16 protein-coding genes and 1 tRNA gene are annotated in these 20,876 nt (G+C 51.9%); 9 read left to right on the top strand and 8 right to left on the bottom strand.

All coding sequences use genetic code 11. The features are described from left to right. Positions 1–12: 12 nt before the first annotated feature. The 4 genes from fis to purD all read left to right on the top strand — a co-directional run bounded on the left by fis (position 13) and on the right by purD (position 4,255). Positions 13–306 (top strand): DNA-binding transcriptional regulator Fis, encoded by a 294-nt coding sequence (fis, locus tag EFO84_RS01940; protein ID WP_127346377.1) that lies wholly within the window; start codon positions 13–15, stop codon positions 304–306. Positions 307–417: 111 nt separating this feature from the next. Then, the gene (purH, locus tag EFO84_RS01935) at positions 418–1,989 is read left to right on the top strand and encodes a bifunctional phosphoribosylaminoimidazolecarboxamide formyltransferase/IMP cyclohydrolase (protein WP_127346403.1); all 1,572 of its coding nucleotides are present in this window, start codon (positions 418–420) and stop codon (positions 1,987–1,989) included. Between the two features lie 90 nt (positions 1,990–2,079). Next, on the top strand, positions 2,080–2,955 hold the full coding sequence (locus EFO84_RS01930; protein ID WP_127346376.1) for a class I SAM-dependent methyltransferase: 876 nt from the start codon (positions 2,080–2,082) through the stop codon (positions 2,953–2,955). Between the two features lie 4 nt (positions 2,956–2,959). After that, complete coding sequence (gene purD / locus EFO84_RS01925; RefSeq protein WP_127346375.1) at positions 2,960–4,255, top strand: phosphoribosylamine--glycine ligase; 1,296 nt, start codon at positions 2,960–2,962, stop codon at positions 4,253–4,255. Between the two features lie 15 nt (positions 4,256–4,270). Here the strand turns inward: purD and EFO84_RS01920 are convergent, their stop codons facing one another. The 4 genes from EFO84_RS01920 to EFO84_RS01905 form a co-directional block, all read right to left on the bottom strand. Next, on the bottom strand, positions 4,271–4,642 hold the full coding sequence (locus EFO84_RS01920; RefSeq protein ID WP_127346374.1) for a MaoP family protein: 372 nt from the start codon (positions 4,640–4,642) through the stop codon (positions 4,271–4,273). A gap of 110 nt (positions 4,643–4,752) precedes the next feature. After that, positions 4,753–6,951 carry a TonB-dependent receptor domain-containing protein gene (locus EFO84_RS01915; RefSeq protein WP_127346373.1) on the bottom strand — a complete coding sequence of 733 codons (2,199 nt, stop codon included), beginning with the start codon at positions 6,949–6,951 and terminating at the stop codon, positions 4,753–4,755. 2 nt (positions 6,952–6,953) lie between these two features. Next, the gene (locus EFO84_RS01910; RefSeq protein ID WP_127346372.1) at positions 6,954–9,032 is read right to left on the bottom strand and encodes a cytochrome D1 domain-containing protein; all 2,079 of its coding nucleotides are present in this window, start codon (positions 9,030–9,032) and stop codon (positions 6,954–6,956) included. Between the two features lie 150 nt (positions 9,033–9,182). Next, positions 9,183–10,466, bottom strand: a complete 1,284-nt coding sequence (locus EFO84_RS01905) for an acetyl-CoA hydrolase/transferase family protein (protein WP_127346371.1) — start codon at positions 10,464–10,466, stop codon at positions 9,183–9,185. Between the two features lie 84 nt (positions 10,467–10,550). Here EFO84_RS01905 and EFO84_RS01900 point away from each other — a divergent pair, with 84 nt between their 5' ends. From EFO84_RS01900 to EFO84_RS01890, 3 genes are all read left to right on the top strand, one after another. Next, on the top strand, positions 10,551–10,922 hold the full coding sequence (locus EFO84_RS01900) for a DUF423 domain-containing protein (RefSeq protein ID WP_127346370.1): 372 nt from the start codon (positions 10,551–10,553) through the stop codon (positions 10,920–10,922). A 1-nt stretch (position 10,923) separates the two neighbouring features. After that, positions 10,924–11,310, top strand: a complete 387-nt coding sequence (locus EFO84_RS01895) for a hypothetical protein (protein ID WP_127346369.1) — start codon at positions 10,924–10,926, stop codon at positions 11,308–11,310. 75 nt (positions 11,311–11,385) lie between these two features. Continuing rightward, complete coding sequence (locus EFO84_RS01890) at positions 11,386–12,528, top strand: dicarboxylate/amino acid:cation symporter (RefSeq protein ID WP_127346368.1); 1,143 nt, start codon at positions 11,386–11,388, stop codon at positions 12,526–12,528. A 74-nt stretch (positions 12,529–12,602) separates the two neighbouring features. Here EFO84_RS01890 and katG read toward each other — a convergent pair whose 3' ends face one another. The 3 genes from katG to orn form a co-directional block, all read right to left on the bottom strand. Then, positions 12,603–14,756, bottom strand: a complete 2,154-nt coding sequence (katG, locus tag EFO84_RS01885; RefSeq protein WP_431355312.1) for a catalase/peroxidase HPI — start codon at positions 14,754–14,756, stop codon at positions 12,603–12,605. A gap of 219 nt (positions 14,757–14,975) precedes the next feature. Then, a tRNA-Gly gene (locus EFO84_RS01880) sits at positions 14,976–15,050 on the bottom strand. A gap of 85 nt (positions 15,051–15,135) precedes the next feature. Beyond that, positions 15,136–15,693, bottom strand: a complete 558-nt coding sequence (gene orn, locus EFO84_RS01875; RefSeq protein ID WP_127346366.1) for an oligoribonuclease — start codon at positions 15,691–15,693, stop codon at positions 15,136–15,138. Positions 15,694–15,824: 131 nt separating this feature from the next. On the opposite strand from orn, the gene rsgA reads away from it, so the two are divergent. Together rsgA and asd are read left to right on the top strand one after the other, a co-directional pair. Next, on the top strand, positions 15,825–16,883 hold the full coding sequence (rsgA, locus tag EFO84_RS01870) for a small ribosomal subunit biogenesis GTPase RsgA (protein ID WP_127346365.1): 1,059 nt from the start codon (positions 15,825–15,827) through the stop codon (positions 16,881–16,883). Further along, positions 16,880–17,749, top strand: a complete 870-nt coding sequence (asd, locus tag EFO84_RS01865) for an archaetidylserine decarboxylase (RefSeq protein ID WP_127346364.1) — start codon at positions 16,880–16,882, stop codon at positions 17,747–17,749. The genes rsgA and asd overlap by 4 nt, the downstream gene beginning before the upstream one ends. 22 nt (positions 17,750–17,771) lie before the next feature. Here the strand turns inward: asd and EFO84_RS01860 are convergent, their stop codons facing one another. Further along, positions 17,772–20,873 (bottom strand): efflux RND transporter permease subunit, encoded by a 3,102-nt coding sequence (locus EFO84_RS01860; protein WP_127346363.1) that lies wholly within the window; start codon positions 20,871–20,873, stop codon positions 17,772–17,774. Between the last annotated feature and the right edge of the window lie 3 nt (positions 20,874–20,876).

Raw genomic sequence — 20,876 nt, 5'->3', positions numbered from 1 at the left:
TAGAGCGCACCTATGTTTGATTCAAATACCAATCGTGATCAGGGACCTAAATTTGCCACTATCGGCAACAACGCCCAGCCTAAGCCGCTGCGCGACTCAGTGAAACAAGCGCTGAATTCATTTCTGAAGCAACTGGATGGCCAAGATCCTGAGCAATTGTACGATTTGGTACTGGCTGAATTAGAAGCCCCACTGTTGGAAGAAGTGATGACTTACACCCGTGGCAACCAAACCCGTGCTGCTACCATGTTAGGTATCAACCGCGGCACGCTGCGTAAGAAGCTGAAACGTTACGGCATGAATTAATGCCCCCTAAAAAAGAGCACTGGTGTGCTCTTTTTTATTTAACCGCTACACTAATGAATGGCTTTTAAAACCACTTAATCCCTTGCCCAAAGCGGCTCAACCATGGTGAATATAATGCAACATCGTCCTATTCAACGTGCACTGCTTAGTGTGTCTGATAAAACCGGCATCGTCGACTTTGCCAAAGCACTCCAACAACGCGGCGTGCATTTATTGTCGACCGGCGGCACCGCTAGCCTGCTGCGCCAACACGGCGTTCAGGTCACCGATGTAGCCGAGCATACCGGGCAAGTGGAAATCATGGATGGCCGGGTGAAAACCCTGCACCCAAAAATTCACGGTGGCATTTTGGCCCGTCGCGACCAAGACCAGCAGGTGATGGCCGAGCAAGGTATTGCACCGATAGATTTAGTGGTAGTGAACCTCTATCCGTTCGCACAAACCGTAGCAGATCCAAACTGCAGCCATGCCGATGCGGTCGAGAATATTGATATTGGCGGCCCGACTATGGTGCGCTCAGCAGCGAAGAACCACGCCGACGTGACTATTGTAGTGAACGCCAGTGATTACCCAGCGGTGTTGGCGGAAATGGATGCCAACCAGAATAGCCTGAGCTTTGACAGTCGTTTTGACCTCGCCATTAAAGCCTTTGAGCATACCGCACAATATGACGGTATGATCGCTAACTATTTTGGGGCTCGGTTACCGCAAGCAACCAGCAAGTTTCCGCGTACTTTCAATACCCAGCTACAGAAGAAGCAAGATCTGCGCTATGGCGAAAACAGCCATCAGAGCGCCGCGTTTTACGTTGAAAACGCACCGGCCGAAGCCTCGGTGGCTACCGCCGTGCAGTTGCAGGGCAAAGAACTATCGTTCAACAATATCGCCGACACCGATGCTGCGCTTGAGTGTGTGAAGAACTTTAGCCAGCCGGCTTGTGTGATTGTCAAACATGCCAACCCCTGCGGCGTAGCCATTGCCGATGACCTGATGGGTGCTTATGACCGTGCCTTCAAAACCGACCCAACCTCAGCTTTTGGCGGCATTATTGCCTTTAACCGTGAATTAGATGGTACTACCGCAGCTGCTATCGTCGCTCGCCAGTTTGTCGAAGTGATTATCGCCCCAGCAGTGAGTGCCGAAGCGCGTGAAGCCTTAGCGGGCAAAACCAATGTACGGGTGCTGGAATGCGGTTATTGGGGCGAACAACGCCCAGCCAGCTATGATTACAAGCGCGTCAACGGTGGCCTGTTAGTGCAGGATGCGGATTTAGGCCGAATTGGCCGCAGCGACTTGAAAGTGGTGACCACCGCCCAACCCACGGAACAGCAATTGGATGACTTATTGTTCTGCTGGCAAGTGGCTAAATTCGTTAAATCTAACGCCATTGTCTATGCCCGCGATGGCATGACCATTGGCGTAGGTGCTGGGCAAATGAGCCGCGTTTATAGTGCCAAAATTGCCGGCATCAAAGCCGCGGACGAACAACTAGAGGTGGCCGGCTCGGTGATGGCGTCGGATGCCTTCTTCCCCTTCCGCGATGGCATTGATGCGGCAGCAGCGGCTGGTATTAAAGCCATCATTCAGCCGGGTGGCTCTATTCGTGATGAAGAAATTATCGCCGCCGCCAATGAGCATGGTATCGCGATGGTATTTACTGGCATGCGGCATTTCCGTCATTAATCGCGAGAACGGCATAAAAAGGGGCGCAAAATGTTGCCCCTTGGCGCTCTGAGGTCTAGGATAACGACAGCCAACCTGAAGGAGATCGTTATGAAACGCACTACCTTATATACCGCAAGTATCTTCAGTAGCTTGATGCTACTGGGCTGCCAACCAGCCGCCGAAACCACCGCAGAAACGCAAACAACCGATACCATGCAGCAAGCACCTGCAGTTACTGTAGCAAGCATGCTAGATAACCCTGCCCGCAGTGCGGCCAACAAGACCCGAGACGGTTATCGCCACCCAGCCGAAACCCTGGAATTTTTTGGCGTACAACCAAACATGACGGTGGTTGAGATTTGGCCAGGTGGTGGCTGGTACAGTGAAATTTTGGCGCCATACCTGAAAGACAATGGCACCTTCTATGCGGCGCACTTCCCGACCTCGGAAACTCGCCAAGGTTACATCAATTCACGCCAGCGTTTTGCTGACCGTATCGCGTCGGATGACGCCTTTAGCAAGGTGCAACTGACTGAATTCGCGCCACTTGAGCAAAGCGCTATTGCCCCGGCGGGCAGCGCCGATGTGGTACTGACCTTCCGCAACGTGCATAACTGGTACATGGGTGGCAGTGACGAAGCCTTAGCCGGCGCCTTTGCCACCTTTTACACCGCGCTGAAGCCGGGTGGTGTGCTGGGTGTGGTTGATCACCGCTTACCCGAAGACCGCCCTGATGAAGACATGGCAACATCAGGTTATGTCAAAGAGAGTTTAGTGATTCGCTATGCTGAAGCCGCAGGCTTTGTGCTAGCCGATTACAGCGACATCAACGCCAACCCCAACGATACCGCCGACCACCCCCGTGGCGTGTGGACCTTACCACCTAGCTTGCGCTTAGGTGATGAGGAGCGTGAGAAGTATCTCGCCATTGGCGAAAGTGACCGCTTTACCTTGAAATTTGTTAAACCTACAACCAACGAGTAATTGCATGAATGTTTTGGTAATCGGCGGCGGTGGCCGCGAACATGCTTTGGCTTGGAAAGCAGCGCAATCGCCGCTAGTGACCCAAGTCTATGTTGCCCCCGGTAATGCGGGTACCGCCAACGAGGCCAAATTGCACAATGTTGCTATTGCCGCAACGGATATCGATGGGCTATTAGCTTTCGCTCAACAACAGCAGATCGGGCTGACTATTGTCGGCCCAGAAGCGCCGTTGGTGAAAGCTGTGGTCGATCGGTTTCGTGCGGCTGGGTTAACCATTTTTGGGCCAACCCAAGCAGCTGCGCAGCTAGAAGGCTCGAAAGCCTTTAGTAAAGACTTTTTGGCCCGCCATGGCATTCCCACAGCGGCTTACGGCACCTTTACCGATATCACAACGGCCAAGGCTTACGTGCGCGAGCAAGGTACGCCTATCGTCATTAAAGCCGATGGTTTAGCCGCCGGTAAAGGCGTGATCATTGCGCAAACGCTCAGCGAAGCCGAAGCCGCTATTGACGACATGCTGGCGGGCAATCGCTTTGGCGATGCTGGTAGCCGGGTGGTTATTGAAGAGTTTTTAGTTGGTGAAGAAGCCAGTTTTATCGTGATGGTGGATGGCAAAACCGCCTTACCGTTCGCCTCCAGCCAAGACCACAAAGCCCGCGATAATGGTGATAAAGGCCCCAATACCGGTGGTATGGGTGCTTACTCACCAGCACCGGTGGTGACACCTGCGGTGCATGACTGGGTGATGGACCATGTGATTGCCCCAACCGTTGCAGGTATGGCAGCAGAAGGCCACCCTTACACCGGCTTTTTGTATGCCGGCTTGATGATTGCCCCCGATGGCACCGCCAAAGTATTAGAATACAACTGCCGCTTTGGTGACCCAGAAACCCAGCCAATCATGCTGCGCTTGCAGTCTGACTTGGTGGCACTGTGTTTGGCCGCTTGTAAGGCTGAATTGCACCAGCACCAGATCGACTTTGACCCGCGCGCTACCGTAGGTGTGGTAATGGCCGCGGGTGGCTATCCGGATGATTATCGTGGCGGTGATGTGATTAGCGGTATCGACGCCGCTGAAGCCACAGGCTGCAAAGTGTTCCACGCTGGCACTACACATAACGCTGCCGGCGAGCTAGTCACCGCCGGCGGACGGGTACTCTGTGTTACGGCCATTGGCGACAGCGTTAGCGCCGCCCAGCAGCTCGCCTACCAGGGCGTCGCCCAGATCAACTGGGCCGATGCCTACTACCGCACCGACATTGGGTATCGGGCGGTAGAAAGAGAAAAGGCCGCTAAATAGCGGCCTTTTTGGTCCTTAGTCTTCGACCACGATATCTTCGTCGTCGCCGCCGCCACCGCTAATTTCGAAGGCGTCGTCGGTGTAACGGCTTTTGCCGTACATGCTGCCAACTTTCGGGCGGTTGATGCGAGCATGGTATTTTGACCAGGCCTTTTCGGCTGGGTTTTCGGCGGCTTTTTCGCCACGAGCGACCGCTAACAGCGATTGCTCTTCGGCGTTTTGCGGCTCTAGGTCACCGGCCACTAAAGCTGAAATCAAACTACCGTACTTGCTAATTAAATCACTTTCACGAATTGAGAAATCACCCGAACGGGCGAAGCCGTATGGGTAGTTTTTGAAGTCGTTAAACGGCTTCTTGATAATCTGATCACGGTTAGCGTTTGCCATTGTGTGCCTATCCTCCAGACCAACAACTACAGGAAAAAGTGTGCGCCTCTATGCGACAGTGACGATATAGAGGCGAAACAGTTTTCTGTCAACTACTTTTGCGATCTTTTTTAAAAGCGCTGGTTAAATGCCAGCCCAACTGAGCGCCCTGATTCAGCCAAAATTGGAATAGTGACTTCAGTTGCGTTATAGCCGCTAACCCGCGAGTTACGCCAATACTGCCGATCAGTGAGGTTAAAGATACCAGCACTTAGGGTCATATCGGCATTGATAAACCAGCGATTCAACCAATCCACAGTCAGATATCCCGGTGCCGAAAATAAGGCTACCCCGCGGCTACTTTGTAGATTGCGTTGACCGCGAGCTGCAGTCACTAGCAACCGTGATTCCCAATCGCCATTGGCAGCCTCGTAGCGTAACTCAGAGACCAGTCGTGGTGGCGCGACTTCAGCCAGTGCTAAACCAGTGCTGTTGTCGGTGCCGCGCGCATATTCAACCGATACATCAGTAGCCCATTGGCGTGTCCACTGCTGCTGCCACTGTGCTTCGATGCCTTCAATGGTAACCCGGTCACGGTTAATCGATTGGAAGATATTGGCCTGCCGGTCTGGGTCAAAACCCAACGGTGCGCGGCTCTGAATAAAATCGCGATACTTGTTGTGATAAGCAGTAACGCTTACTGCGCTATCACCACTGCGCCAGCGTATGCCGGTTTCAAAAGTGTAACCGCGCTCGGCTTTTAAATCTGGGTTAGGAATCGCCAACACGCCAAACTGCGGATAGTACAGACCCACGTTCACATCAGCAAATGGTGGTGCCCGATAGCCACGCGCATACTGGGCAAACCATTCCAGATCATCAGTGACTGGCCACAACAGCCCCAATTTGGGCAGCCAAGCATCATGGCTTAAGTCAGTCACTTCGGTATTGGGGTAGCGCTCGGTAAACAGGCTGTCAACGCGCGCTCGTAAGCGGTAATTTTCGTAACGTAAGCCTGGGCTAAGCACCGGGCCATCGCGCCACAGGGTAATTTCGTCATGCACATACACGCCCAACTCGGTTACCCGGCTGCGCGGAAAATCACGCAGTGGAAACTGTTCGCCTAACAACACCTTGGTGAGCACGCCAGTGGTCAGATTGAGTTGCTGGGCATCGCGCATATCGGTCATAGCGGAACTGATCAGCTCCAACCCATAACCAAAACGATGACGCATGTCGGCCAGTTCGGTTCCCAATTCCAAGTCAAAACCGATGCCAGTATCAATTTGGGTAAACTCAAAGTCACGTTCAATAAACAGTGGCTGCGGCAAAATCCCACGCGTTTCATCGGTGTTCTGCTGTACCTGACTGCGCTGATGAAACAGCCGCCATACCGCCCGATCAAAATAGTCAGTGGCATACAGCTGCTGATCGATCAATAACCGCCATTGTTGCCGCGCGTCGTCGGCCAGCAATTCGGTTGTACTGGCTTGGCGACCGCTGCCAATGCTGGAGCGAATATCGGTATCGCGCGATTCATTCATAGCATCGAGGGTAAATTGCCAGCGTCCGCCTTGAGTGTCTAACCCAGCGCGCAGCAACATGGCTTGTTGGCGCAGATGTTGCGGATCGTCGGCAACACCTTCGCGGTCCGCCACATTGAGTTGCTGCCCATATTGCGCGGCGCCTGCTATCAACAAACTGGTATCGCCATCACGATAGGCCTGCGCCACGAGTCCTTTGACGCGATTTCTGTCACTGTTGTAGCCGAGCTGAATACGGCTACCGGAATCATTGTCGTACAGCACATCATCGGCGGTCAGAAGCTGCACTGCAACCACCCCGCCTAAAGCTTTACTGCCATATAAGGTGGACGCTGGACCGCGCAGAATTTCAACCCGCCCGGCCAATCCAAGTTCTAACAAACCGCGGCCGGTATCAGCAAAAGCGCCCACCGCGAAGCGGTCGGCAACCGGCACTTGGTCAATTACGACCGTGGTGCGATTGCCTCCAATACCACGAATACGAAACCCGCTATCACCAAACCTGCTACTACTGTCATCGATTTCTACTCCTGCCTGATAGCGCACTAAGTCGCTGGCATTGAAGACCATATTACGCTGCATCTGCTCGTCACTGATTACCGTGACCGTCCCCGCTACTTCGGATAATTGCCGCGGCTGCCGGTGGGCAACCACGGTAATCACTTCTACAGCTTCTTGGCTCTGTTGTTGCTCGGTTTGCACTTGCTGTGCAAAGGCGGGCATTGGTAACCACTGAACTCCTACAAATACGCCGGTTAGAGCAACCACCAGAGCCTTTTTTTTCATGCTTAGTACACCTCATTCCGTGTGTTGTAGTTGTTAAACTTACCGGTTGGAGTCACCATTTTCGGGCCTTTAATCACGTGCTTGAGGGTACGTGTTTTGTCATCGACGATAACAATGGCTGACTCTTCTTTCATGCCGCTCCACACTGAGAACCAGACTTCGTCACCGGCCATGTTGTATTCTGGCTGCACGATACGTTTCGGGCCTGGACCCAAGTCAGCCCACTCGGCGATTGGCAGCGTGACATAGCCAGCATCTAAGTTGTTGATGTCGAATACCGCAACCGATTGCGACACACTGCTATCAGGATTCAGCGGCGTATCCACCCATAAGTTGGTTGATTTCGGATGAGTCTTGATAAATAACGAGCCACCACCCTGACCTTCTAACACCCGTACCACTTTAAAGGCCTGATCTTTGAAATTATCCGGATCCGTTCCAATTAAGGTGATGTCGGCATTACCTAGGGCACTGGTTGCCCATACTGGGCCAAACTCTGGGTCAATAAAGTTAGCGCCACGGCCTGGGTGCGGAATCCGCTTAACTGGAATCAGAGCTTCTAATTCGCGATCTAAGGCGTCCACTACGGCTATGGTATCGTTCTCATTGGCTGCAGTCATAAAGTAGCGTCCTGAGCGATCCCAGCCGCCATCGTGCAAGAATGGCGCGGCATCAATGGTGGTCACTTGTAAGTTATCAATGTCAGAGTAATCAACCAGCTTGATTTGCCCAGTTTCTTTCACGTTGACGATAAACTCGGGGTGCTTATGTGAACCAACAATCGCAGCTACCCGTGGTTCTGGGTGATACTCTTGGGTATCTACAGTCATACCGCGGGTTGAGACGATTTTGTGTGGTTCCAGCGTCTGCCCATCCATCAGCACGTAATGCGGTGGCCAATAGGCACCAGCAATGGCGATTTTGTCTTCGTAACCTTTGTAGCGTGAGTTCTCAACCGAACGTGCTTCTAGGCCAATTTTGATTTCGGCGACCACTTGCGGTGGGTCCATAAACAAGTCAATGAGGTCAATTTTGCCGTCACGACCAATGGTTGTGAAATAACGGCCTGAGCTGGAGGCACGTGAAATATGCACGGCATAACCGGTTTTGACGTAGTTCAGGACTTTCTTACTGTCACCATCAATGATCGCTACTTCACCAGCATCACGCAGGGTCACCGCAAACATATTGTCGACGTTGTAGTTATGCTGCGGTGCAGTGGGCCGATCTTCTGGCTTTACATGCACAGTCCAGCTATCACGCATGTCTCTCATGCCCCACTCTGGAGGAGTCGGCGGCTCATGTTGTAAGAAGCGCGCTAGAATATCGATTTGCTGGTCATTTAGTTCGCCTGAAGTACCCCAATTTGGCATGCCACGCGGCGAACCAAAGTTGATCAGAGCTTTCAGATAATCAGTGCCCTTCTTCTGGGTGATATCGGCAGTTAATGGCAAACCAGTGGCACCTTTACGCAGCACCCCATGGCAACCCGCGCAACGTTGGAAATAGATTTCCTGGGCAATTTTGAATTCATCTTCAGTCATCGCTGGAGCGCCTGGGCTCACTACTTGCTTACCACCGGTCATAGCGGTCGGCGCACCTTTATATTTCACTTCGGCAACCGTGGCATCAGAGTGTGGCTTGCCACCAGCACGGTCTTTTAAACCAAGTTCTACCCGAACGGCTTCAACCTCATCACTGCTGATTTTACCGCCGTTGTTGCCCCAGCTGTTCAGCACATAGGTGCTTAACTCAGCAATATCATCATCGCTCAAATGCTGCATCGACGGCATCACCGCATTGAATTTGCTGCCATTGACCTCAAGTGGTCCAGTCATACCTTGCAACACGGTACGCACTACATGCAGCTTGTCGGCACTAATATTGGGGTTACCCGCTAACGGAGGGAATGCACCTGGTAAACCCTTGCCAGTCGGTTGGTGACAGGCTTGGCAATTGGCCTCATAAGCCTTTTTACCATCGTCTGAAGCCAGCGCTGTTGAGCTATTGGCAGTTAAGAAAAATAGCCCGACTGAAGCAGCGAGCAAGGATAATTTATGCGGAAAACTCTTCGGCAACATGGTTGGTCCTCCTGTGGACATCATCAGTAAACACGATTTACTGCAACTGATTGTAAGTTTAGGAGTGAACCACGCGATGATCTATATCAAGGAATGGAGGGGATACCTAGGAGCAGTGTAGGTACCCTTTTGGTGGGTGGCTACCCCCTGTTAGGTAGCCATCTTTAAACCCCATTGTTCATAGGCCTCGCGAGCCAGTTGCTCGCGAAACTGCGGCGCCGCAATGGCGATGAGCGCGCTAGCGCGTTCGTTTAAACTACGCGCCTTTAAATTGGCCACACCATATTCGGTGACAATGTAATGTACATGAGCGCGGGTGGTCACTACCCCAGAGCCGGGCGCTAGCATCGAGCTGATGCGCGACACCGTGCCGCCACAAGCCGTTGCCGGCAAAGCGATCACTGAGCGCCCGCCTTCCGACAAACTCGCACCACGGACAAAGTCCATTTGCCCGCCCACGCCCGAATAAATCTTGGTGCCTAGCGAGTCAGCGCAGACCTGACCGCTGAGGTCCACTTGCAGGGCACTGTTGATCGACATCACCTGCTTATTCTGCCGGATCACTGCGGTATCGTTGGTGTACTCAACATCCAAAAACGCTACCGTGGTGTTGTCATCAACAAAGTCATACAAGGCTTGGCTACCCATCGCGAAGGTAGTGACGATGCGGCCACGATGCTTGCGCTTGCGGCTATTGTTGATCACCCCACTTGCTACTAAAGGCAAAATACCGTCGGAAAACATCTCGGTATGAATACCCAAGTCTCGGTGATTCCCCAAACAGGCCAGTGTCGCGTTGGGAATTGCACCAATACCCATCTGTAAGCAATCACCATCATCAATCAGCGCGGCTACCCGTTCACCAATTTGTTGGCTGACCGGATCAAGTTCGGGCAAGCCGTGCAGCGGTAATGGCGCTGCCAATTCGAAATAGCGATCAAAGCGCGCCAGCGGCACAAACGAATCGCCATGAGTGCGCGGCATCATTGGGTTCACCCAGGCAATCACTTTACGCGCTACTTGTAATGCTGCGCGGGTCGCCTCCACCGAAATACCCAAACTACAATTACCGTGCGCATCGGGCGGGGATACCTGGATCAACACCGCATCTAGCGGTTGCTCACCGGAACGAAAAAGCTTGGGAATTTCTGACAAAAATATCGGTACGTAATCGGCCAAGCCCTGTTGCACCGCTGCGCGGGTTGAGGCGCCCACAAAAAATGCCCGCTGCCGCAGATGCCCTTGTAATGCTGGGTCACATAGCACCTCACTGTGTTCGGTATGCAGCTGCAACAAGGTTAAATTGCGCCGCTGCAACGCCACTTCAGCGAGGCCCTCCAGCAGCTTATAAGGCGTAGCCGCCATGGATTGACACCAAATCACGTCATTATCGGTTAAAATTTCTAGCGCCTGCACGGCGTTACTGACTTGCATAATTGCTCCTGATGTTGGACGTGGCAGTGCCTGCTCAGCTATGCTAACTGCACCAGCTACTACTTAACCATAAATGGCACAACGATGAAATTATTCGCAATGCTCGGTGCAATCAATATGGCACTTGGGGTAATTCTGGGCGCATTTGGGGCACACAGTTTGAAGGCGATATTAACCGCTGAGCAACTGACGGTGTATCAAATCGCCGTGCAATACCAAATTTATCATGCCCTTGGGCTATTGCTGGTCGCCGGATTGCAAATCCCTTTTCCACGGTCCGGAGGATTGCGCACAGGTGGCTGGTTATTGTTAGCGGGGATTATCCTATTTTCTGGCAGCCTCTATGTCATGGCGTTAACCGGCTGGAACTGGCTAGGGCCAGTAACCCCAGTGGGGGGCGCCTGCTTTATCATTGGCTGGCTATGGATTTTCTGGGCCATGCTCAAGGAGCGCTAAGGTGATTGTTGCTGTAATCATGCTGGTAGTGAGCCAATTTGATCACCTCGGTGACCCCGCCCCACAATGGCTTGACTGCCCCTATGGTCAGCAGCTAGTGGCAACACAATGTAGCGGCGATCCAGTATTAATGGATCAGCGCAGCGCACAGCAATTCGCCCTTGAACAAGCCGTTGCGGATCAGTTGAACTGGCGTTTAGCAACGGCCAACGAGCTCAAACGCTATCCCCGTGAACGGTTATTAACGAGTGACTATCAGTTGCTGTCGAGTGAGCATATTGCTCACGGCAATGAATTCATGGTGATTACCTTGAACCCGCAAACCGGCAAGTTAGAATATCAACCGCTTCATTATCGTGGTCTGTTCGTGCTAATTCGCGATCAGTGACAACCAATCAGACCTGTATTCTGGCTTTAATGTGCCTATAATCGGCTAAACCATAACAACAACGAGAACCACGCTATGAAATTAATTGCCAAACTCATTGCCGGTATTATTGCCGGTATTCTTATTGGCTTATATTTACCAACTTGGGTTAGCCAACTGCTACTTACTTTTAAAGGCTTATTCGGCCAGTTGCTGTTCTTTACCGTGCCGTTACTCATTCTGTTCTTTATCACCAGCGGTATCGCCAATTTACCCAAGAACTCCGGCTCCTTGCTCAGTAAGACGGTAGGCATTGCCTACTTATCAACGATTGTTGCCGGTATCGTGGCATTCTTTGCCGCCAGTATTGTGGTGCCGTGGTTGACCACCGCTGGGCAAACCATGAGCAGCGCCAGCGCTACAGTGCTTGAACCATTTATCACCATGAACGTACCACCGGTGATTAGTGTCATGTCAGCACTGGTATTAGCCTTTATTTTTGGTTTGGGTATCGCCGCTACCGGCGCCACCCAATTACAGCAAATTTCTGACCAAGGCCGCGATGTTATTGAGCGCTTGCTCAGTAAAGTGATTATTCCACTGCTGCCGGTTTATATTGCTGGGGTATTTGCTGAAATGGCGGTGGCCGGTACCGTATTTAACACCTTAAAAACCTTCGGCATCGTGTTAGCGTTGGCGGTGGTCTTACACTGGATCTACCTCACCAGCATGTTCTTCTTGGCCGGTATGAAGAGTGGGCAATTACCCTTTGCGTTGCTGCGCAACATGTTGCCAGCCTACTTTACCGCACTAGGCACTATGTCCAGCGCGGCAACTATTCCAGTCACTCTGAAAGCGGTGAAAGACAACAAGGTCAACGAAGACGTTGCCAACTTCACGGTGCCATTGTGCGCAACCATTCACTTAGCCGGCTCAACCATCACGATTGTCAGCTGTGCTGTGGCGGTCATGGTGTTGCACAATGCCTTAGAGATTCCATCGTTTCTGACCATGCTGCCGTTTATTTTGACCCTCGGTGTGGTGATGTTGGCAGCACCGGGTGTGCCGGGTGGTGCGGTGATGTCGGCGGTCGGTCTGCTGGGTTCGATGCTGGGCTTCGGCGAAACTGCGATTGCCTTGATGATTGCCTTGTATATGGCCCAAGACAGCTTTGGTACGGCCTGTAACGTGACCGGTGATGGTGCTATCGCAATTTTAGTCGATAGCAGCCGTAAATAGCCTGCGGCGGCCATAAAGAAAGGGCGCTCACTGAGCGCCCTTTGATTTTTTTAAGTGGCTTTTGCCAGCAGTGATTATTTCAGATCGAAACGATCCGCGTTCATCACTTTGGTCCACGCTTTCACGAAGTCTTTGACGAACTTCTCTTTCGAATCACCTTGCGCATACACTTCAGTGTAAGCACGCAGGATTGAGTTAGAGCCGAACACTAAGTCAACGCGGGTAGCGGTGTATTTCACTGCACCGGTTTTACGGTCACGCAGCTCATACAGGTTGTTACCGGCTGGTTTCACCACATAGGACATATCCATCAAAGTAGTGAAGAAGTCCGTGCTTAACACGCCAACACGGTCGGTAAATACGCCGTGCTTGGTGCCACCAAAGTTAGTGCCTAATACTCGCATACCGCCGATAAGAGCCGTCATTTCATGAGCGGTTAAGCCCATCAATTGGGTACGGTCTAACAGCATTTGCTCAGCTGGGATTTTGTACTCACGCTGTAAGTAGTTGCGGTAGCCATCGTGCACTGGCTCAAGCACTTCAAATGCTTCAACGTCAGTTTGTGCATCGGTTGCATCGCCACGACCTGGAGCAAATGGCACTTCGACGGCCACGCCCGCGGCTTTCGCAGCTTGCTCAACCCCGTAGTTACCGGCCAATACAATCACGTCGGCTACGCTGACACCTGACGATGCCGCAATGCCTTCTAATACGCCTAATACTTTCGCCAAACGCTCTGGCTCGTTACCGTGCCAATCTTTCTGCGGGGCTAAACGAATACGCGCACCGTTGGCGCCACCACGACGGTCAGAACCACGGTAAGTACGGGCGCTGTCCCATGCGGTGGTGACTAAATCGCTGATCGACAAACCACTGGCAGCAATCTTGGCTTTCACTGCAGCTACGTCGTAGTTGCTGTTACCAGCTGGCACCGGGTCTTGCCAAATCAAATCTTCAGCCGGAACATCTGGGCCTTTGTAGCAAGCTTTCGGGCCGAGGTCACGGTGAGTCAGCTTGAACCAAGCACGAGCGAACACTTCTGAGAAGTAAGCCGGATCTTTATGGAAACGCTCAGAAATTTCACGGTAGATTGGGTCAACCTTCATCGCCATGTCGGCGTCGGTCATCATTGGCATGACCTTGATTGACGGGTCTTCTACGTCAACTGGCATATGCTCTTCTTTGATATTGATAGGAGCCCACTGGGTGGCGCCGGCTGGGCTCTTAACCAATTCCCAGTCGTAGCCCAACAGCAAGTCAAAGTAGCCGTTGTCCCACTTAGTTGGGTGCGTGGTCCAAGCGCCTTCAATACCGCTGGTTACGGTGTCACGGCCAATGCCACGTGATTTGTGGTTCATCCAGCCAAGGCCTTGCTCATCAACGTCTGCGGCTTCTGGCTCTGGGCCTAAGTTCGCTGCGTTACCGTTACCGTGCGCTTTACCGACAGTGTGACCACCGGCAGTCAAAGCAACAGTTTCTTCATCGTTCATGGCCATGCGCTTGAAGGTTTCACGCACGTCATAGGCGGTTTTTTGCGGATCTGATTTGCCGTCAACACCTTCTGGGTTTACGTAAATCAAGCCCATCATAACGGCTGCCAGTGGGTTCTCAAGGTTGCGTTCGCCAGAATAACGCGAGCTCTTTTCTGAGGTCGCTAAGAACTCTGCTTCTGGGCCCCAGTAGATGTCTTTCTCTGGATGCCAAATGTCTTCACGACCAAAAGCGAAACCATAGGTTTTCAAACCCATTGATTCGTAAGCCATAGTACCGGCTAATACTAATAAATCAGCCCAGCTAATTGAGTTGCCGTACTTTTGCTTGATTGGCCACAACAAACGACGTGCTTTGTCGAGGTTGGTGTTATCTGGCCATGAGTTTAATGGCGCAAAACGCAGGTTACCGGTGTTTGCACCGCCACGGCCGTCAGCGATACGGTAGGTACCGGCAGCGTGCCATGACATACGAATGAATAAACCGCCGTAGTGACCCCAATCGGCTGGCCACCATTCTTGGCTGTTAGTCATCAAGGCTTTTACATCGTTTTTCAGTGCCGTGACATCAAGCTTCTTCAACTCTTCTTGGTAGTTGAAATCAGCACCAAGCGGGTTGGTTTTGGTATCGTGTTGATGAAGGATATCGAGGTTCAGGTTGTTCGGCCACCAATTGGTGACTGACTGATTACTTGTGGTATTAGCACCGTGCATTACCGGGCATTTACCACTAGACATGTTATCGGCCATAGCTAACTCCTTTTGTCGTTGGTAGGTCGAATGTACTTAAGTACGTAATATAGGACACCATAGACTATAGCCAGCATCTGTGACAGATAAAAGTCAGTTTTGTCGAACAAGCTGATAGGTTTTTTGAATCAAAAGAGTCTAGATAAATTGATTTAACGCATGGAAAACGAAAAAAGCCGTTCTCGCTGAGAACGGCTTTTCGGAATTTGGAGCGGGAAACGAGATTCGAACTCGCGACCCCAACCTTGGCAAGGTTGTGCTCTACCACTGAGCTATTCCCGCGGGGTCTTACTTGCTGCTGGCACGCTGTGCTGCAACGGAGCGGAATTTTACTGAATTCATAGCGCGTTGCAAGTGGTTTTTTCGTTTATTCGGTGCGAATGCTGAAAAAGTGCTCACGATAATAGCGCAACTCTTCAATCGATTCACGAATATCCGCCAGTGCAGTATGCGCACCCTGCTTTTTCAACCCCGCTGCCACTTCGGGTGCCCAGTATTTAGCAAGCTGCTTGACGGTACTGACATCGAGGTTGCGATAATGCATGAAGGCCTCGAGCTTGGGCATGTAAGGCACCAGAAAGCGGCGATCTTGGCCAATACTGTTGCCACACAAGGGCGAGCTGCCAGGCTCGACGTACTGCGCTAAAAACGCTAGGGTTTGCGCTTCGGCTTCCGCTTCGTCAATGCTGCTTTGCTGTACCCGAGTCAACAAACCAGAGCCAGTGTGAGTACGGACATTCCAGTCATCCATTAACGCCAATTGCTCAGCGCTTTGATGTATTGCTAGCGTTGGGCCCTCGGCAATAATAGTCAGCTGTTGATCGGTCACTATGGTGGCAATTTCAATAATTCGGTCTACTTCTGGATCAAGACCAGTCATCTCCAAATCAATCCACACTAGGCGATCAGCGCTCGCAGTTGCCATAACATCTGTCCTATTATCAGTTACAATTAAGTCCAGGCGCTATTGTGCGCATTAAGGTATGATGAATGCCAGTATTTTTGTTGATTTGATGACAGCTGCGTTGATAACCCAGCCGAGGATTTAAACCCCGCGTGAGTAAGCGAAAGTTAAACAAAGGCCAATTGCGCCGTGTCCGTGCTAACCAAAGCAAGCGCTTGGAGCAAGCCGAGCAACTGCAAAGTGAACCCAGTGGGCCGCTCGGCATCAGTACCAGCGGTGTGGTGATCAGCCGCTTCGGTCAACAGGCGATTATTGCCGATAGCACTGATCAGCCAGTCCGCTGCCATATTCGCCGCGGCGTCGAGTCGTTAGTGTGCGGCGATGACGTGGTATGGCGCCCTATCGATGCGCAGGCCAATGATGATGTCGGTGGCATTATTGAAGCGGTGCAACCGCGGCGCTCGTTGCTCAGTCGACCAGATTATTACGATGGCCTGAAACCAGTGGCTGCCAACGTTGATCAAATTCTGATTATTTCGAGTGTACTACCGGCCTTTTCAAGTCAAATTATCGACCGTTATTTGGTCGCGTGTGAAGATATTGAAGTCACACCGGTGATCGTGCTGAATAAAGCCGACTTGCTGCAGCAGCTAAGTACCGACGAGCGCGACACCATTGAACAAGCGCTGGCGATGTACCAAGCCATTGGCTATCAAGTGCTACGAGTCAGTGCCAAAGAAACCGAAGGCATGGATGACCTGCATCAGTTTTTGGCGGGTCATGTATCCATCGTGGTCGGTCAATCGGGTGTTGGCAAATCATCGCTGGTCAATGTGCTGTTACCCGAGGTAGATGCCGGTGTTGGTGCTATTTCCGATAACTCGGGGCTGGGCCAACACACCACCACGGTTGCCACCCGCTATGTATTACCGCAAGGCGGCGTGCTCATCGATTCGCCCGGTATTCGAGAGTTTGCGTTGTGGCATTTAGATCCTGAACGCGTTGCCTGGTGCTATCGTGATTTTCGCGGGTTTCTAGGGGGTTGCAAGTTTCGTGATTGCAAACATTTGGATGACCCCGGCTGTGCATTGCGCGAAGCAGCAGAAAATGGTGCGCTGCACCCACTTCGACTGTACAATTTCCACAAAATTATTGAATCAATGGTGAGCCAACGGCCATCTCGTGTTTCCGCTAGAGGTAAAAAAGAGTGAATTGGGACAAGGTAAAAATTCAAGCGCAGCATATCACCCCAAAACATGCGTTGTCGCGATTGGTAGGAAGCTTTGCAGCCGCGCGGGCGGGCTGGTTTACCCAACTGTTTATTCGTTGGTTTATCAAGCAGTACAAGATTGATATGAGCGAGGCGGTGCATGAAGACCCGCGCGCCTATAAAACCTTTAATGAGTTTTTTACCCGCTATCTGAAGCCTGAGCTACGGCCATTGTTGGCCGATCAGCCGGAACTATTTGCCCACCCCGTCGACGGCGCCGTGAGCCAACTCGGTGACATCGAAGACGGTCGAGTTTTTCAAGCCAAAGGGCACGACTATAGCTTGGTGGAATTACTCGGTGGCGACCCGCGTGATGCACATCCGTTTAAGAACGGTGACTTTGCCACTATTTACTTAGCGCCGAAAGATTATCACCGCATTCACATGCCTTGTGATGGCGTGCTACGGAAGATGATTTATGTGCCGGGCGACCTCTACTCGGTGAACCCGCTGACCGTCGCTAACGTGCCCAATTTGTTTGCTCGTAACGAGCGCGTAGTGGCTATCTTTGATGGCGAGTTTGGTAAATTTGCCATGGTGCTGGTGGGCGCAACAATTGTCGCCAGCATTGGCACGGTGTGGTCCGACACCGTCACGCCACCGCGCGGTGCCAAAGTGCATAGCTGGGACTATCCAGCCAGCGGCGACAATGCCATTACGCTGAAAAAAGGGGATGAGATGGGCCACTTTAAACTCGGCTCAACCATCATTATGGCGTTCCCAGAAGATGTGATTGATTTTGCTGAAGACTTAGAACCTGGCACGGTCACCCGCATGGGCGCCGTGCTTGGTAAACGTGACCGCTAATTGATTGTTAAAGTCGCGCTGATCACTCAGCGCGACGATCTGGATATTGCTGTTCCAACGCACTGATATCGTTACTCAGCTTCATTGGTGAGGTGGTGTTGCGAGCCAGCAACGAATACAGCGATGGAATGACAAATATCGTCAAGAAGGCCGATAACGCTACCCCTGAGAAAATCACCACGCCAATGACCATACGGCTTTCAGCGCCTGGGCCACTCCCCAAGATCAGCGGTACAGCACTCATCAAAGTGGTAAATGCGGTCATCACAATCGGCCGTAAGCGTTGTTGTGAGGCGCGCACCAAGGCTTCGTCAAAACTCATGCCGGCATCGCGCAATTGATTCGAAAACTCGACAATCAAAATACCATTCTTGGCGGCCAAGCCTATCAACATGACGATACCAATCTGGCTATAAATATTCAGTGTCAAATCGGTCAAATACAAACCAACAACGGCACCAAGAATCGCTAACGGTACCATCAGCATGATCACAAATGGATGAACGAAGCTCTCGAACTGCGCCGCCAGCACTAAGTAGGCGATCAGCAGGGCCAGCACAAACACGAAAATAACCGAGCTGCCACTGTCTTTGTAAAGCTGTGACTCGCCTTTATAAGCGATAGACACATCATCGGGCATTTTTTCGCGAACGATGTTTTCAAGATAGCTCAGCGCTTCGCCCAGCGAATAACCATCGGCTAAGTTGGCCTCAATGGTGATACTGCGCATACGGTTATAGCGGTTAAGGTTGCCAGCCGTTGCTTGTTCTTCAATAGTGACCAAGTTCGATAACGGAATCAGCGACTGGGTGGCATTCGAGCGCACATAAATGTTGTCGATAGCGGTCGGGCTGCGATAATCCGAACGCTCGCCTTCCAAGATCACGTCATATTCTTCACCGCGATCAATAAAGGTGGTAGCACGGCGTTGCCCCAGCATGGTCTCGAGGGTACGGCCAATATCACCGACCGATACGCCAAGATCCGAAGCCCGCTCCTGATCAATACGAATCAACAACTGCGGTAAGGTCTCTTTGTAATCGCTATCGAGCTCAAGTAGATTGGGGTTTTTACTCGCTTCATCCAGCAGAATGTCACGGTAGGCAGCCAGTTGCTCATAGGTATTGCCTTGCAGTACAAACTGCACTGGGCGGCCGCCACCGCCACTAATACCGCTGCGCATAAAGCCAAAAGCGCGCACGCCAGACACCTGCGCCAGTTCTTTTTGCACCTGTTCCATCAGGGTAAAGGTCGACCAATCGCGTTGTTCAAACGGAATGGAACCAACAATGGCAACACCGGCTGAATTCCCCCAGCCAGGAGTGCGGATCAACAGCCGGTCAATATCGCCTTGATCGAGGTACTTCATCAAAATAGCTTCGATCTGGCGCATATAAGCGGCATTTGATTCAAAGCTCGCACCTTCAGAGCTGCGCACTTGCACAAAGAACGTGCCACGGTCTTCGGGTGGCACAAACTCTTGCGGTACCGCTTTCAGTAAATGGTAGGACACAATGGCCGCTAGAATAACCAATGCTGCGGCCATCACCGGATAGCGTAGAGTGCGTTGGAGCACCCGTACGTAACCGCTCTCAACCCAGTTAAATACCCGGTCTGCGGTGCGCCCAACAATACTGCGGTTCTCATTTTTGCGCAGCAATTTAGAGCTCAGCATCGGCGTTAGGGTCAACGCCGCAACGCTGGAGAACGCCACAGCAGCCGCTATGGCCAAGGCAAATTCAGTAAACAACTGGCCGATGTTGCCGTCCAAGAAGGCCAACGGCACAAACACGGCAATCAGTACCAAGGTGGTCGCAATAACCGCAAAACCAACTTCGCGGGCTCCGCGATAGGCTGCCAGCAGCGGCGGTTCACCCATTTCGATACGGCGATAAATATTCTCTAATACCACTATCGAGTCATCCACCACCAAACCGATGGCCAGCACCAGTGCCAGCAGCGTCAGCAAGTTGATGGAGAAACCCATAGCGAACAAGGCAATGTACGAAGCAATAATGGCAACCGGTACTGTCAGCGCTGGTATCAAAGTAGCTCGAACGTTGCCGAGGAACAGGTAGATCACCACCACCACCAGGCCCATGGCGATGCCCAGGGTGTTATACACTTCATCAATGGAGCCTTTGATGAAAATCGAGGAGTCGTAACTCTCGACGATGATCATGCTCTCTGGCAAGCTTTCAGCAATGCGGGCCACTTCGCGTTTGACGTTTTGCACCACATCGAGGGTGTTGGCTTTGGATTGCTTGACGATGCCAACGCCAATCATGTTGATGCCGTTACCGCGGAATTCACTCTTGTCGTCTTCTGAATCGAGTTGTACCCGAGCCACTTCGCCTAAGCGCACTAACTGGCCACTCTCACCACGACGGATCACCAAGCGTTTGAAGTCTTCGTCTGACAGATAAGAGCGTGCCACACGCACACTAAATTCACGGTCAATCGATTCTACTTCACCGGCTGGCAGTTCGACGTTCTCGGCGCGTAAACGGTTCTCGATATCGGCGACGGTAATATTTCGCGCTGCCATAGCGTCGCGGTCGAGCCACAAGCGCATAGCATACTTACGCTCGCCACCAATCTGAATGCGGGCAACGCCGTCGACTACTGATAGCCGATCTACCACATAGCGATTGGCGTAATCGCTCAACTCCAGCGTGGTCATGGTATCGCTGCGCAGGTTATACCAAACGATTGGATTATCGTCGGTGTCCGCTTTGGACACTTCGGGTGGTTCAACTTGCTCGGGTAAACTATCAATGACACGCGACACACGGTCACGCACATCATTGGCGGCTGCATCGATGTCACGGTTTAGCGTAAATTCAATACTGATACGTGAGCGCCCATTGCGGCTGGTCGAGTTGATGTTTTTAATGCCCTCGATACCACTAATTCGATCTTCAATAATTTGCGTGATCTGAGTTTCGACGATTTCCGCCGATGCGCCCCGATAAGAGGTATCGATAGAAACTACAGGTGGGTCAATATCGGGGTATTCGCGCAGCGGCAACATGGTGAAGCAGACAATACCGAACACTATCAACAAAATGTTGATGACCGAGGCAAAAACCGGGCGTTTTACCGATACATCTGAGAGTAACATGGC

The sequence above is a fragment of the Pseudidiomarina mangrovi genome (genome assembly GCF_003999375.1).
Lineage (GTDB): Bacteria > Pseudomonadota > Gammaproteobacteria > Enterobacterales > Alteromonadaceae > Pseudidiomarina > Pseudidiomarina mangrovi.
The sequence above is the reverse complement of the archived record's forward strand: the minus strand, read 5'-3'. Positions and strand labels throughout refer to the sequence as shown.

Excerpts from the sequence above, each read along its gene's own strand:
- EFO84_RS01890 (WP_127346368.1), top strand. The coding sequence starts at position 11,386 with ATGAAATTAATTGCCAAACTCATTGCCGGTATTATTGCCGGTATTCTT.
- EFO84_RS01910 (WP_127346372.1), bottom strand. The coding sequence starts at position 9,032 with ATGTTGCCGAAGAGTTTTCCGCATAAATTATCCTTGCTCGCTGCTTCA.
- orn (WP_127346366.1), bottom strand. The coding sequence starts at position 15,693 with ATGGCAACTGCGAGCGCTGATCGCCTAGTGTGGATTGATTTGGAGATG.
- EFO84_RS01915 (WP_127346373.1), bottom strand. The coding sequence starts at position 6,951 with ATGAAAAAAAAGGCTCTGGTGGTTGCTCTAACCGGCGTATTTGTAGGA.
- EFO84_RS01920 (WP_127346374.1), bottom strand. The coding sequence starts at position 4,642 with ATGGCAAACGCTAACCGTGATCAGATTATCAAGAAGCCGTTTAACGAC.
- purD (WP_127346375.1), top strand. The coding sequence starts at position 2,960 with ATGAATGTTTTGGTAATCGGCGGCGGTGGCCGCGAACATGCTTTGGCT.
- EFO84_RS01900 (WP_127346370.1), top strand. The coding sequence starts at position 10,551 with ATGAAATTATTCGCAATGCTCGGTGCAATCAATATGGCACTTGGGGTA.
- fis (WP_127346377.1), top strand. The coding sequence starts at position 13 with ATGTTTGATTCAAATACCAATCGTGATCAGGGACCTAAATTTGCCACT.
- katG (WP_431355312.1), bottom strand. The coding sequence starts at position 14,756 with ATGTCTAGTGGTAAATGCCCGGTAATGCACGGTGCTAATACCACAAGT.
- EFO84_RS01930 (WP_127346376.1), top strand. The coding sequence starts at position 2,080 with ATGAAACGCACTACCTTATATACCGCAAGTATCTTCAGTAGCTTGATG.
- EFO84_RS01905 (WP_127346371.1), bottom strand. The coding sequence starts at position 10,466 with ATGCAAGTCAGTAACGCCGTGCAGGCGCTAGAAATTTTAACCGATAAT.
- EFO84_RS01860 (WP_127346363.1), bottom strand. The coding sequence starts at position 20,873 with ATGTTACTCTCAGATGTATCGGTAAAACGCCCGGTTTTTGCCTCGGTC.